Raw genomic sequence first — 12,693 nt, forward strand, 5'->3', positions numbered from 1 at the left:
GTTCCCCTGATTTTCTCCGGCAAAACGTAAAGCGTGATAAAAATCACGCTTTACTACCATTCTAGTTAATGTAGTTATCAAAAGCTGTCGTAAATCATAAAGCGTACCGGTGTGAAGCGTAGGCTTTATACAAATTTCTTTATTTATCAAACGAGTCACGACCATGGAAAATACGCTGCTTCACGCCCACGCCATTCTCCCGACCTATCACCGCGACGCGCTGGTCGCCCGTATTGTGCATCTGGGTTTTGGCGCGTTTCACCGCGCGCACCAGGGCGTTTACGCCGATATTCTTGCCGCAGAGCACGGCAGTGACTGGGGCTATTGTGAAATTAACCTGATTGGCGGCGAGCAGCAGATCGCCGATATCCGCCGTCAGGATAATCTCTATACCGTGGCGGAGATGTCCGCCGACGCCTGGCGCGCCCGCGTGGTGGGCGTGGTGAAACAGGCGCTGCATGCGCAGGTGGATGGCCTGGAGGCGGTCTTCGCCGCGCTGTGTGAGCCGCAGGTGGCGATTGTTTCGCTGACCATTACGGAAAAAGGCTACTGTCATTCCCCCGCAACGGGCGAGCTGATGCTGGATCATCCGCTTATCGCCGCCGATCTCGCACACCCTGAAACGCCGTCATCCGCCGTAGGTGTCATTGTGGAGGCGCTGGCGCGCCGCAAAGCCGCCGGGCTCGCGGGTTTCAGTGTGATGTCCTGCGACAATATGCCGGAAAACGGGCATGTGGCCTGCAACGTTGTAATGGCGTTCGCACGCGCCGTAAATACCGAACTGGCGGCATGGATTGAAGAGAACGTGACTTTTCCGTCCACGATGGTGGACCGGATTGTGCCAGCGGTGACGCCGGAAACGCTCGATAAAATCGCGCAGCTGACCGGCGTGCGTGACCCGGTGGGTGTGGCCTGCGAGCCGTTCCGCCAGTGGGTGATTGAAGATAATTTTGTGGCGGGCCGTCCGGCGTGGGAAAACGCGGGGGCGCAGCTGGTACGCGATGTGGTGCCGTTTGAGGAGATGAAGCTGCGTATGCTGAACGGCAGCCACTCGTTTCTGGCGTATCTCGGTTATCTGGCGGGGTATCAGCACATCAACGATTGCATGGAAGATACGAATTATCGCCGCGCCGCGCAGGCGTTGATGCTTAACGAACAGGCACCGACGCTCCGCGTGCAGGGCGTTGACCTGGCGCGCTACGCGGATCGGCTGATTGAGCGCTACAGCAATCCGGCGCTGCGCCACCGCACCTGGCAAATTGCAATGGACGGTAGCCAGAAACTGCCGCAGCGCTGGCTCGATTCGCTGCGCTGGCATCAGGCGCACAACAGCGCGGCGCCGCTGTTGACGCTCGGCGTGGCGGGCTGGATGCGCTACGTGAGCGGCGTGGACGAGCAGGGGAAGGCGATTGAGGTGTGCGATCCGCTGTTAAACGTGATTCAGGACGCAGTACGCACCAGCGAAGAGGGCGAGGCGCGGGTGAAAGCGTTGCTCGGTATTCGTGCGATTTTTGGCGAGGATCTTCCGGCGCGAACAGAGTTTGTGGCGCAGGTGACGCAGGCGTATCAGCTTCTTCTTGATGACGGTGCCAGAGCGACCGTGGCGCAGTATATGAAAGCGGGGTGTTGACGGGTTATTAAAGGTGGGGGGTATTGGCGGGTGCGCTGCGCTTACCCACCCTACGAAAACCCATCGAGTTTGTTATTTGTAGGGCGGGTAAGCGGAGCGCACCCGCCGTTCACCAGTCTTGCACCCGCCGTACAACAACACCCGCCCGACAACTATTAATGCATACCCAAACGAATCAACTCGACCGGCTCGAATTTCCCTTCGCAACCTTCCACTTCGACGGTACGGCCACGGCGAATTTGTTCCGGCGTCATGCCGTCGCCGTGAATCGCTTTAATCACGCCGGTCTGCCCGGTGGTGCTGATCATGACACGGCTGCCGGTGGTAATCGCGTTACGGTTGCGATCGTAGGTCATCATGGTGATATCTCCTCTGAATAGTTGGGAATGATCCAGACGAGCCCCATTTTAAAAATCACGACCTGAAAAACGTTAATCTCGATCAAAAACAAGGCATTTGTGTGATGAATATCACGGCCCGCAACTACTCGCCTGCGGGCCCGTTACGCACGATCTTCCCGCTTGCGATATCAATATCGATATTCGCCACCACCGGTGCGACTTCAGGGTCGGCCGCGCCGCGACATCCGGCGCGGGTGTGATCCTCACGCACCAGCAAACGGTAAATGTCGCCGTCCTGCGCGTTCTCATAGAAAATACACTGGCCGTTGGGGTTGAGCTGCAAAGAGACGGTACGGGTTACACGGGCCAGCGGACTTTCGCTGATATCCTCACGCCAGGCGTCGCCCGTGCCGGTCGCGTGCAGCGCCGCCGATTCCAGCCAGCCTCTGACAATTCGCCCGTCCTTGCCGTACCACGTCGCCTCGCGAAAGCCCGGCAGCATGCGGCCCACGCTCACCGTATCGCCCGCCACCAGAAACACCTGCTGGCTGCGGCACTGCGCGTCGGGGGCGGTGTAAAAGAAATGTCGTCCACTGCCGGTTACGTCGTAGCGGTTGGCGTTCTCCAGGATACTCTGCGTATCGTCCATCTCACGAAGACGAGCGGCGCAGACGCCTTCTGGCCGGAGTATGTCTTGCTGCATTTTGAGCGCTGCGGTTTCCATCCAGCCGGTCGCCACGCGCCCTCTGTTGTCGCGATAGCTCACCCAGGCGAACGGGCGCGTTTTATCATCCGCGCTCTGGCTGTCACCTTGAGAAAGACGAAACACCTGCACGGCGTCGCCCGGCACCAGAAACGCGTCAAGGCGGCATTCTGATGACGGCGCGGAATAAAAATGTGCGCGCGGCGTGGCGCTGACGGTACTTGCCGACCACGTAAAATCCGCGGCGGCCGTGGCGATAGCCTCGCTCTGAAGACAATCGGCCAGCAGCGATGAAGAGAAAAGGGCGCAGCCTATAAGCAGTAATGCGCGCATCGCATGTCCATCCCTGTGTTGGTTCATCGCGCCGCGCGGTTACTCTTCGGTAAACCAGTCGCGGTTTTCCTGGCGGATCAGCAATACCGATTCGCTGATTTCCTGCAAATGCAGGCGCATGGCGTCGTCGGCGGCCTGCGGGTCGCGGCGCTCCAGCGCGTGAAAAATATCATTATGCTGGCGCAGCAGCATTTCCGGCGGAGAGACGTGATCGAGGCTCATATAGCGCACCCGGTCGATGGTCGCTTTAATGTTTTCCACGGTGTCCCAGGCGAGCTGGCAGTCGGCGACCTGCGTCAGGCGGTGGTGAAATTCGTCGTCGAGCTGAAAAAAATCGCTCAGCTGTTTGCGATCGATAGCCGTGCGCTGCTGATTAAGGTTTTGCTCAAGCTGATAGAGATCCGCGTCAGTCACCATACCCGCCGCCCGCTGCACCACGGCGCGCTCAATCGCCTGGCGCACAAAGCAGCCGTTACGCATCTGGCGCAGCGAAATCTTATTCACAAAACTGCCGCGCTGCGGGCGGATTTGAATCAACCCGTTTTCAGCAAGCTTGATAAACGCCTCACGAACCGGCTGGCGCGACACGTCAAAGCGCACCGAAACTTCCTTTTCAGAAAGCGGTGTGCCTGGCGGGATCAGGCAGTGCACGATATCGCGGCGCAGGATACGGTAAATCTGTTGGCTCACCGGCTGGGTCGGGTTGAGCGGAGTTTCAGCGGCCATTCTTTTGTCTTAATTTGCGGGTAACTGCGGCAATTTAACATTAATTGCCCACCCCGCCCAGCGCGGACGGGGTACGGGCAGAGGAGCGTTACTGGCGGTGTACGCTTAGCCCGGCGAAGCTCTGGCTCACCGGCATCATCTCGACGGTGTTGATATTGACATGCGCCGGGAGCGTCGCCACCCACCAGACCGCTTCGGTCACATCGTCCGGCGTCAGCGCGGTGGTATTTTCGTAGGTTTTGCCCGCTTTATCGTCATCGCCTTTAAAACGCACGTTCGAGAATTCAGTGCCGCCCACCAGACCCGGCTCGATATCCGTCACGCGCACGGCGGTGCCGTGCAGATCGGTGCGCAGATTGAGGCTGAACTGGCGCACAAACGCTTTGGTCGCGCCGTAGACATTGCCGCCCGCGTAAGGCCAGCTGCCTGCCGTGGAGCCGATATTAATGACGTGACCGCGGTTACGCTCAACCATGCCGGGCAGCACCGCGCGGGTCATATAGACCAGGCCTTTATTGTTGGTGTCTATCATGTTTTCCCAGTCTTCGACGCTCGCTTTGTGCGCGGGCTCAAGCCCCAGCGCCAGCCCGGCGTTGTTGACCAGCACATCGATGTCGCGCCACTCCAGCGGCAGGCTGCTGATGGCCTCTTCGATCGCCGCGCGATTGCGCACGTCCAGTTGCAGTGTCAGCACGCTTTCGCCAAGCTCATCCTTCAGCGCGTCGAGGCGCGCCTGGCGGCGGCCTGTCGCGATGACTTTATGACCGTTCTTCACAAACCGGCGGGTAATGGCTTCGCCAAACCCGGCCGTCGCACCGGTAACCAGAATAATCATCTCGCTGTTCCTCAAGGCTTTTTCAGAGCAGTTACCTTAGCACGCCCGGCGCGCCCTGTGGAATATCACTTACTGATGGGTTGCGGCTCGAAACCATTGCCGTTTGCGGCGAGGCTGCATAAGCTGTGTTTTTACCATCACGCTTTTGCGGAGATCCTCATGCCGGTAACGACCCCTTTTTCCTCAGCCAGTACGCTGCCTTACGAGGCGCCGCCGTTCGACGCGATAACCGATAACGACTACCGCCCGGCCTTTGACGAGGCGGTGCGCCAGAAGCGCGCCGAGGTGGAGGCGATCGCCGCCGACCCCGCCGCGCCGACGTTTGAAAACACGTATCTGGCGCTTGAGCGCAGCGGTGCGATGCTCGCGCGCGTCACCCGCGTCTTTTTCGCGATGACTTCAGCGCACACTAACGATTACCTGCAAACGCTGGATGAAGAATTCTCCACGGAGCTTGCGGCGCTGTCCGATGATATTCACTTTAATGAAACCCTATTTGCGCGGCTCAATACCGTTTATGAGCAGCGCGACGCGCTGGGGCTGGATGAGGAGTCGCGCCGTCTGGTGGAGGTCGTCTGGCAGCAGTTTATGCTCGCGGGCGCGACGCTTGGCGCGGAGCAAAAAGCACAGCTTAAAGCGCTTAACCGCGAGGCCGCGCAGCTTACCAGCCAGTTTAACCAGCGTCTGCTGGCGGCGGATAAAGCGGGCGGGCTGCTGGTGTCGTCCCGCGAGGCGCTGGCCGGGCTTGGCGAGGCAGAGGTCGCCGCCGCCGCGCAGGCCGCGCGTGAAAAAGGGCAGGAAGGGCGCTGGCTTATCGCGCTGCTGAACACCACACAGCAGCCGGCGTTACAGTCACTGGAGCGTCGCGAGACGCGCGAGGCACTTTTTAAAGCAGGCTGGCACCGCACCGAAAAAGGCGACGCCAACGACACGCGCGCGCTGGTATTGCGCCTGGCGCAGCTGCGCGCGCAGCAGGCGGCGCAGCTCGGCTTTAAAGATTTCGCCTCCTGGACCATTGCCGATCAGATGGCCAAAACGCCGGAGGCGGCGCTGCGCTTTATGCGCGATATCGTGCCGGCGGCGACGGCGCGCGCCAACCGGGAGCTTGCCGATATTCAGCAGGTCATTGACCGCGAGAACGGCGGCTTTCAGGCCGAAGCCTGGGACTGGGCGTTTTACGCCGAACAGGTGCGGCGCGAGAAATACGCGCTCGACGACGCGCAGATCAAACCGTATTTCGAGCTGGATAACGTGCTTATTCACGGCGTCTTTTACGCCGCCAGCACGCTGTTCGGGCTCCGTTTCCAGGAACGTACCGACATTCCGGTTTATCACCCGGATGTCCGCGTCTGGGAAATCTTCGATAAAGACGGCAGCGGGCTTGCGCTGTTTTACGGCGATTTCTTCGCGCGCGACAGCAAAAGCGGCGGTGCCTGGATGGGCAATTTCGTCGACCAGTCCACGCTCACCGGCCACAGGCCGGTTATCTACAATGTCTGTAATTACCTGAAGCCCGCCGCCGGTCAGCCTGCGCTTATTTCCTGGGATGACGTTATCACGCTGTTCCACGAATTTGGCCATACGCTGCACGGTCTTTTCGCCAGCCAGCGCTACGCGACGCTCTCCGGCACCAACACGCCGCGTGATTTCGTGGAGTTCCCGTCGCAAATCAACGAACACTGGGCGAGCCACCCGGACGTTTTCGCGAACTTTGCGCGCCATTACCAGACCGGTGAGCCGATGCCGGACGCGCTTCGCGAGAAACTCTTCCGCGCGGCGCGCTTTAACAAAGGCTACGACATGACCGAGCTGTTAGCCGCGGCGCTGCTCGATCAGCACTGGCACAGCCTGACGCCGCAATCCACACCCGAGGATGTGGCCGCGTTTGAAGCAGCCGCGCTTTCGCAGGAGCACATCGCGCTGCGCGCCGTCCCGCCGCGCTACCGGAGCAGCTATTTCGCCCACATCTTTGGCGGCGGCTATGCGGCGGGCTACTACGCCTATCTCTGGACACAAATGCTGGCGGACGACGGCTATCAGTGGTTTGTAGAGCAGGGCGGGTTAAACGCGCAAAACGGCGCGCGCTTTCGCGACGCCATTCTTTCGCGTGGCAACAGTCGCGATCTCGAAGCGTTATGGCTCGCCTGGCGCGGCCACGCCCCACGCATCGAGCCGATGCTGGAAAACCGTGGCTTAACGGAATAAACCCACGTTTAGGTGACGTTGAACCTGCGCATGGCATGATGCGGCAATAAGCGTGATGTTGAGCGCAGGACAAAAACAATCCATGCAAGCCTTACCGTCAGTTCACGCTGGCGGTATTTTTTTGTTTTACGCTCAGTCATCCCATTTCTTGCTGCAATACGCGGCAAGAAACCCCGCCAGCAAGACAATTCCCGGCATACAGATAAACAGATCCGCGGCTCCCGGCATCACGACTCCCGCCTTTAGTCACACCCTTCTTTAACAAAGCCCTGAACGTGTGACGTAAAGACGACAGCGGGATAATAGTTTGGCGACAGACGCGCTTACTGCGCGTTTTCGCAGAGCGGCGCGTCGGGGAGGTTGGCGGCGTCCGGTAGATCAGGCGGCGTTGCGAAACCAGCGCCAGCGCTGAATAGCGGCATGCCGTCAAGCTGCCACTGCTGCCAGAGCGCAAGCTGGGCGGGCGTTAACGGCACATCGCTGTAAATCAGATAGTGATCGGCGGCGAACTGCGCGAGATCGGGCAGCGGCACGGGCTGCTGCAGCACATCAATGCGAAAGCCTTCACCGGAAAAGCGAATCGCTTCCAGCCAGACGCTCAGCGGATCGTGACTGTTCATCGCTATCACGACCAGCCCGGACGCCGGACGCTTACGCAACGTCTGCATCAGAAAGGTGGCGTATTCGATAATCAGCGTGTCGAAGCGCGCACGGCGCGTCAGTTGCGCGCTGGCGTGCCCGTGCCCCAGCCACAGACGGAGTGGCAGCACGACCTTATCCAGCAGCATCCCGGCGGGCAGCTCGCGGCCCATTTTAAGCAGCAGCGCGCGGCCCTTTTCAAGACTCGTTTTCTCAAGCGTAGCGAGCAACTGCTCCTGCCATACTTCCCACTGGCTGATCTGGGTCGTCTGTTCACCCTTCAGAATGCGGGCGATTTCATTAAGCGGCAGGCCGCGATCGAGCCATTTCAGGATGGCGTGAATGCGCATCAAATGGCTGTAGTCAAAATAGCGTCTGCCGCTGTCGTCGCGCACGGGCTGGAGTAATCCTGACCGCTGCCACGCGCGTAAATTAGGCATGCTGACTCCGCACTGATCGGAGAGCATTTCGATCGTGAAATGAGACATGGCGATTCCTTAATGCTAGGCTGCAATACAAAACAGGAGAGGAATGGCCCTTTCATGAGAAACGAAGGGAAGAAGAGAACAGGGTTTACGCTAACACACTTCGTCCACCCTGCTAATCATTAACGGTGCATTATTCAATATTCGTCGTGAATATGAATATACATTAGGTAAGCTGATAATGCCGGTTCGGCAATAATTTAGCCGGTTTTTGCGCCTCTTCGTTCATTTCACGTAAGTCTATTTCAATATTATTGCAAAGCGCGTCCAGCGGCAGATCGTTATCTTCGGTGCCGAAAGGGTCTTCCAGCTCTTCGGCCAGCGTATCGAGCGCAATAAACGTGTACGAAATAAACACGGACACAAAGGGCGTCATAAAATGCAGGTCAGTCACCAGCGCGAACGGCAGCATAATACAGAAGCAATAAACCGTGCGGTGCAGCATCAGCGAATAGGCGAACGGCGGCGGCGTATTGGCGATGCGCTCGCAGCCCGCCAGTACTGCCGCAAGCTGATTAATATGCTGATCGAGCGTCTGAAAGAGAATATCGGACAGCCCGTTGCGCCGCGCGGCAAGCCACTCACCCATAATAAGTAAAATCGTATTGCAGGGAGAATTGCTGTTCATTACGCGCGCCATTTCACTGCGGGTGAGATAGCGGTCAAGCACATTGTCGAGCTTTCTGCGGCGCAGCGTCAGGCGCAGACAGTGGCAGAACGCTACCTCCAGATTCACCAGATGATGCAACTCCTGTGCGTTATCCGGCAGCAGCGTGCGGGCGGTGCGGAGCAGTGAACGGCAGTGGATAACCAGTTGCCCCCAAATCAGGCGCGCTTCATTAAAACGGGCAAAACAGGTGCTATTTCGAAATCCAAGAAAAATCGCAATCGCCACCCCCAGAATACTAAAAGGGGCGGTGGTCAGTTTTATTCCGAGCGCCTCATACCACGGTAAAAAGAAAATAACCGTCACTGAGAGCAGGAAATTAAGGAGTAGACGCGTGGATATTTTGGCTAATACGGAACCATGCCAGACAAAGAGTCGGGCAAACCAGTGCTGAGGGGGACGAACAATCATGATACTCACAAGGGGTTAACAAAAGCGCTACTTATTAAACGAGATAGCGCTTTTGTCTGCAACCAGAAAAACGCAGTGTCTTACCCTAAAGGAATAAATTTCGCCTTTGCACGCGCCAGCCAGTCGCGGGACTTTCTCAGCGAACCGCCTTTGCGGAACAGCAGAAACACGTCTTGTCCCATAATCAGCACCATAAATCGGTCTTTTAACTTCATGGAGGGGCAGCAGTACCATTTCTGTTTCATTAATCACTCCTCGGCGGAAATTAAATCAACGAACGACACTTCGCAGATAAATAATAGACCTCACAGCGACCCGGAAATAATTAATGCTTTCTTTTAAGAATTTTCTTATTAATCGAGAGCGCAAGACGATAAAACCCTTTGGTATTCAGCAGATAAACACACCCTGCAAAATATATTCGTACAAGCGCAGCGTTAAAATAGTTGATTGCGGCTAATGTGACTTGCGAAACGGAGAAGCGTGCCTATAGTTACTGCTGCGTTCGCATGGTGAGAACGCGGTTTAAATTATCTCTGCTTATCCGAGGAGAATATTATGGCTCAACATCGTGGTGGTTCAGGTAATTTTGCTGAGGATCGTGAACGCGCTTCTGAAGCCGGTCGTAAAGGCGGCCAGAATAGCGGCGGAAATTTTAAAAATGACCGCGAGCGTGCCGCAGAAGCTGGCCGTAAAGGCGGTAAAAGCAGCAGCCGTTCGTCTTCCTGACGGGCTGGCGGGCCGCATGCGCCCGGCATAACGTCCCTCCGGTATGAGTCAATGCTCATACCGGAGGTCGTTTAGCGCATGACGTAAATACCTTTTATTTGTTTAATGACCTTATGAAATTACAACGCGCAGTAAAAATAACGTTGCTTCCGCTTCTTTCCCTCGCTTTTTTAGCGCAGGCGGAAAACGCCACACCGCCGGGTGCTGATAAAAGCACGACGACCAGGTTACTGGAAACCGGTGCGGCCGTATTACAAAGCAACGCCCCGTTAAAAGGATTTGATATTTATCTGGTGGGCTTTCATCCGATGAAAGAGATCCCCGAAAAACAGATGGAAGCGCACCACTATTGCCATCAGGTCAATCAGGATTTTGCCCAGTGCGTCTTATTTGACGGAAATACCAAAGAGGCCAGGATGAATGGCCTGGAATATATCATTTCCGAAAAACTATTTAATCAACTGCCGGCGCAGGAAAAACAGTACTGGCATCCGCACAATGGCGAAATCCTCAGCGGGCAGCTTATCGCGCCGGGTATCCCGGAGCCAGCTGAGCACCGGCTGATGCAGGATAAAATGAACAGCTACGGGAAAACCTGGCATGTCTGGCATACCGGCGGGCCGGGTGATGAAGGCGATGCGTTGCCGCTTGGGCCGCCGATGCTTGCCTGGTCATTTAACCGCGACGGCGAGGCGAAGCCTGAGCTTGTCAGCGAGCGCGACAAAAAGCTTGGCGTCAACACTGACGAAATCCGCCGCTCGCGCGCCGATCTTGAAAAATTCGCGAAGCCGCAAAGCGGCGTCGATGCCCTGAAAGGGCAGTTTAAAGGCGATATCAAAGATATTCCTGGCGTAGTGGACAGCAGCGCTTCGTCTGAGAAAAAATAACCCCTGTTTGTGCCTTTCGTTTTCCCCACTTCGGTGGGGATTCTTTTATCTGCTACATGAATATTTTTCAACACCCATGAAATTTCCTCGTTTGCCTGACGCGCACGGTAATGTCATTCTCTGGACATATAGACATCCAGACGGCTAAAAATTCAATTATTGAACTATCACCTGACGTGACCATCGCGGCAGGCTACGAGGAGAACACTATGCAGCGTCAACACGCCCCGTTTCGCGCCGATATCGTCGGCAGCTTTTTACGCCCGGATGCCATTAAGCAGGCCCGCCAGCAGTTTGCGGCAGGGGAGATAGACGCCGCGCACCTGCGTAAGATCGAAGACGACGCGATTCGTCACGCCGTTGAGCAGCAGTGCGCCTGCGGCCTGCATGTGGTAACCGACGGCGAATTTCGCCGCGCCTGGTGGCATCTCGACTTCTTCGGCGCGCTGCAGGGCGTGGAGCTGGTGGAAGTGAATCAGGGCATCCAGTTCAACGGCATCCAGACCAAAGCGCAGAGCGTGCGCGTCACCGGTAAAGTGGCGTTTGGCGATCATCCGATGCTGGAAGATTTCCGCTTCCTGAAAAGCGTCAGCGGCAATGCCGAGCCGAAAATGACCATTCCAAGCCCGAGCGTGCTGCATTTTCGCGGCGGCGCGGCGGCCATCGACCGCAACGTCTACCCGGATCTGAAGGACTACTTCGACGATCTCGCCACCACCTGGCGTGACGCCATCCGCGCCTTTTACGACGCGGGCTGCCGCTATCTGCAACTGGATGATACCGTCTGGGCGTACCTGTGCTCGGACGAACAGCGTCGTCAGATCCGCGAGCGCGGCGACGATCCGGACGAACTGGCGCGCATTTATGCCCGTGTGCTGAACCAGGCGCTGGAAGGCAAACCAGAGGATTTAACCATCGGGCTGCATGTCTGTCGCGGGAATTTCCGCTCAAGCTGGATTGCCGAAGGCGGCTATGAGCCGGTGGCCGAAGTGCTGTTTGGCACCGTGAATGTCGATGCGTTTTTCCTGGAATATGACAACGACCGCTCCGGCGATTTCGCGCCGCTGCGCTTTATCCGTCCGGGTAAACAGCAGGTGGTGCTGGGGCTGATTACCACCAAGAACGGCGAGCTGGAGAACCCGGAGCTGATTAAAGCGCGTCTGGAAGAAGCGGCGAAATATGTGGATATCAATCAGATCTGTTTAAGCCCGCAGTGTGGTTTCGCCTCGACCGAAGAGGGCAACAGCATTACGCCCGCCGAGCAGTGGGAAAAAGTGCGCCTGGTGACGAGTGTCGCCAGCGAAGTGTGGTAAGGCGGGTTTTGAATGGCGGGTGCGCGATGCTTACCCGCCCTACAACATGTCGCCTTCACCGTGGGGTGGGTAAGCGCAGCGCACCCACCTTGCGGGTGGCGCTGTAGGGTTTGTAGAGTGGGTAAGCGCAGCGCACCCACTTTGCGGGTGGTGCTGTAGGGTTTGTAGGGTGGGTAAGCGCAGCGCACCCACCTTTGTTTTTTACCCTCTGCCGGGGCGAGGCGATATGAAAGGCCGTGAATAGGTTCCGTTCGCCAGAACGTGACCCTTATATGGGCGCTTCCCTCACGCGAACGTGCAAAGGGGGCTCGCCGCCGCCCCCTTTGCAATCCCGGCTCCCGGCGGAAATCGGCCCTCAGGGGCCGATTTTTTTTAGCCGGAGCAAAACCAACCTCTTTACCCTCGGTTTATTTTGAAAGGCGGGTGCGCTTTGCTTACCCGCCCTACAAAACGCCACCCCTATCGCATGGCGGGTGCGCGATGCTTACCCGCCCTACAAAACGCCACCTTTATCGCATGGCGGGTGCGCGTCGCTTACCCGCCCTACAAAACGCCACCCTCATCGTAGGGTGGGTAAGCGCAGCGCACTCACCATTTCTGTGCCACACCATTAAAACCCGCCCTCTGAAACCATCGCAAAAATATATTCCCGCCACGTTAACCATCATCTTTATTTATTTTATCGGCACATTGCACATTAATGTCGCACCGCTGCACCATAACGAAACCACGTATTATTTGAAGGAGGGGATTTTAAAGAGTAAACAGAAATTATTTTGAAATTTAATT

15 protein-coding genes are annotated in these 12,693 nt (G+C 57.1%); 6 read left to right on the plus strand and 9 right to left on the minus strand.

Annotated features, from left to right (window positions below; translation table 11 throughout):
* Positions 1-163: 163 nt before the first annotated feature.
* Entirely contained in the window at positions 164-1,630 is a 1,467-nt protein-coding gene (locus G6041_RS04940; RefSeq protein WP_012124708.1) for a mannitol dehydrogenase family protein, read from the plus strand.
* A gap of 155 nt (positions 1,631-1,785) precedes the next feature.
* Here the strand turns inward: G6041_RS04940 and ydfZ are convergent, their stop codons facing one another.
* The 4 genes from ydfZ to ydfG form a co-directional block, all read right to left on the minus strand.
* A complete protein-coding gene (gene ydfZ, locus G6041_RS04945) occupies positions 1,786-1,989 on the minus strand; it encodes a putative selenium delivery protein YdfZ (RefSeq protein WP_007867949.1) in 204 nt (67 codons plus the stop codon).
* A gap of 124 nt (positions 1,990-2,113) precedes the next feature.
* Positions 2,114-3,007: a hypothetical protein gene (locus G6041_RS04950; protein ID WP_041460496.1), complete on the minus strand. Its 894-nt coding sequence runs from the start codon at positions 3,005-3,007 to the stop codon at positions 2,114-2,116.
* A gap of 39 nt (positions 3,008-3,046) precedes the next feature.
* Positions 3,047-3,733 carry a GntR family transcriptional regulator gene (locus G6041_RS04955; protein WP_007849865.1) on the minus strand — a complete coding sequence of 229 codons (687 nt, stop codon included), beginning with the start codon at positions 3,731-3,733 and terminating at the stop codon, positions 3,047-3,049.
* A gap of 88 nt (positions 3,734-3,821) precedes the next feature.
* The gene (gene ydfG, locus G6041_RS04960) at positions 3,822-4,568 is read right to left on the minus strand and encodes a bifunctional NADP-dependent 3-hydroxy acid dehydrogenase/3-hydroxypropionate dehydrogenase YdfG (protein ID WP_004387781.1); all 747 of its coding nucleotides are present in this window, start codon (positions 4,566-4,568) and stop codon (positions 3,822-3,824) included.
* 159 nt (positions 4,569-4,727) lie between these two features.
* On the opposite strand from ydfG, the gene dcp reads away from it, so the two are divergent.
* Positions 4,728-6,773, plus strand: coding sequence for a peptidyl-dipeptidase Dcp (gene dcp, locus G6041_RS04965; protein WP_041460497.1), 2,046 nt, complete (start codon positions 4,728-4,730; stop codon positions 6,771-6,773).
* Between the two features lie 8 nt (positions 6,774-6,781).
* On the opposite strand, the gene G6041_RS21545 is transcribed toward dcp, so the two are convergent.
* From G6041_RS21545 to G6041_RS04985, 5 genes are all read right to left on the minus strand, one after another.
* The gene (locus G6041_RS21545; RefSeq protein ID WP_007849860.1) at positions 6,782-6,913 is read right to left on the minus strand and encodes a hypothetical protein; all 132 of its coding nucleotides are present in this window, start codon (positions 6,911-6,913) and stop codon (positions 6,782-6,784) included.
* On the minus strand, positions 6,906-7,001 hold the full coding sequence (mgtS, locus tag G6041_RS04970) for a protein MgtS (RefSeq protein ID WP_004387782.1): 96 nt from the start codon (positions 6,999-7,001) through the stop codon (positions 6,906-6,908). Before mgtS ends, G6041_RS21545 begins: the two co-directional genes overlap by 8 nt.
* Before the next feature lie 95 nt (positions 7,002-7,096).
* Complete coding sequence (locus G6041_RS04975) at positions 7,097-7,900, minus strand: MerR family transcriptional regulator (protein WP_012124711.1); 804 nt, start codon at positions 7,898-7,900, stop codon at positions 7,097-7,099.
* A 163-nt stretch (positions 7,901-8,063) separates the two neighbouring features.
* Entirely contained in the window at positions 8,064-8,975 is a 912-nt protein-coding gene (locus tag G6041_RS04980; protein WP_004386222.1) for a bestrophin family protein, read from the minus strand.
* 80 nt (positions 8,976-9,055) lie between these two features.
* Positions 9,056-9,220, minus strand: a complete 165-nt coding sequence (locus G6041_RS04985) for a hypothetical protein (RefSeq protein ID WP_004386223.1) — start codon at positions 9,218-9,220, stop codon at positions 9,056-9,058.
* A gap of 313 nt (positions 9,221-9,533) precedes the next feature.
* On the opposite strand from G6041_RS04985, the gene G6041_RS04990 reads away from it, so the two are divergent.
* From G6041_RS04990 to G6041_RS05005, 4 genes are all read left to right on the plus strand, one after another.
* Positions 9,534-9,704, plus strand: coding sequence for a general stress protein (locus G6041_RS04990; protein WP_004386224.1), 171 nt, complete (start codon positions 9,534-9,536; stop codon positions 9,702-9,704).
* A 113-nt stretch (positions 9,705-9,817) separates the two neighbouring features.
* Positions 9,818-10,591: an OBAP family protein gene (locus tag G6041_RS04995; RefSeq protein WP_012124713.1), complete on the plus strand. Its 774-nt coding sequence runs from the start codon at positions 9,818-9,820 to the stop codon at positions 10,589-10,591.
* Between the two features lie 209 nt (positions 10,592-10,800).
* Positions 10,801-11,904 carry a cobalamin-independent methionine synthase II family protein gene (locus G6041_RS05000; protein WP_007849850.1) on the plus strand — a complete coding sequence of 368 codons (1,104 nt, stop codon included), beginning with the start codon at positions 10,801-10,803 and terminating at the stop codon, positions 11,902-11,904.
* Positions 11,905-12,384: 480 nt separating this feature from the next.
* Entirely contained in the window at positions 12,385-12,684 is a 300-nt protein-coding gene (locus G6041_RS05005; protein ID WP_041460498.1) for a hypothetical protein, read from the plus strand.
* The last annotated feature ends 9 nt before the right edge of the window (positions 12,685-12,693 follow it).

This window comes from Cronobacter sp. HA18003, assembly GCF_011605905.1.
Classification (GTDB): Bacteria; Pseudomonadota; Gammaproteobacteria; order Enterobacterales; family Enterobacteriaceae; genus Cronobacter; species Cronobacter sakazakii.

Coding starts and splice junctions, on each gene's coding strand:
- G6041_RS05000 (WP_007849850.1), top strand. CDS start 10,801: ATGCAGCGTCAACACGCCCCGTTTCGCGCCGATATCGTCGGCAGCTTT.
- G6041_RS04990 (WP_004386224.1), top strand. CDS start 9,534: ATGGCTCAACATCGTGGTGGTTCAGGTAATTTTGCTGAGGATCGTGAA.
- ydfZ (WP_007867949.1), bottom strand. CDS start 1,989: ATGATGACCTACGATCGCAACCGTAACGCGATTACCACCGGCAGCCGT.
- dcp (WP_041460497.1), top strand. CDS start 4,728: ATGCCGGTAACGACCCCTTTTTCCTCAGCCAGTACGCTGCCTTACGAG.
- G6041_RS04955 (WP_007849865.1), bottom strand. CDS start 3,733: ATGGCCGCTGAAACTCCGCTCAACCCGACCCAGCCGGTGAGCCAACAG.
- mgtS (WP_004387782.1), bottom strand. CDS start 7,001: ATGCCGGGAGCCGCGGATCTGTTTATCTGTATGCCGGGAATTGTCTTG.
- G6041_RS21545 (WP_007849860.1), bottom strand. CDS start 6,913: ATGACTGAGCGTAAAACAAAAAAATACCGCCAGCGTGAACTGACGGTA.
- G6041_RS04995 (WP_012124713.1), top strand. CDS start 9,818: ATGAAATTACAACGCGCAGTAAAAATAACGTTGCTTCCGCTTCTTTCC.
- G6041_RS04975 (WP_012124711.1), bottom strand. CDS start 7,900: ATGTCTCATTTCACGATCGAAATGCTCTCCGATCAGTGCGGAGTCAGC.
- G6041_RS04985 (WP_004386223.1), bottom strand. CDS start 9,220: ATGAAACAGAAATGGTACTGCTGCCCCTCCATGAAGTTAAAAGACCGA.
- ydfG (WP_004387781.1), bottom strand. CDS start 4,568: ATGATTATTCTGGTTACCGGTGCGACGGCCGGGTTTGGCGAAGCCATT.
- G6041_RS04980 (WP_004386222.1), bottom strand. CDS start 8,975: ATGATTGTTCGTCCCCCTCAGCACTGGTTTGCCCGACTCTTTGTCTGG.
- G6041_RS04940 (WP_012124708.1), top strand. CDS start 164: ATGGAAAATACGCTGCTTCACGCCCACGCCATTCTCCCGACCTATCAC.
- G6041_RS05005 (WP_041460498.1), top strand. CDS start 12,385: ATGCTTACCCGCCCTACAAAACGCCACCTTTATCGCATGGCGGGTGCG.
- G6041_RS04950 (WP_041460496.1), bottom strand. CDS start 3,007: ATGCGCGCATTACTGCTTATAGGCTGCGCCCTTTTCTCTTCATCGCTG.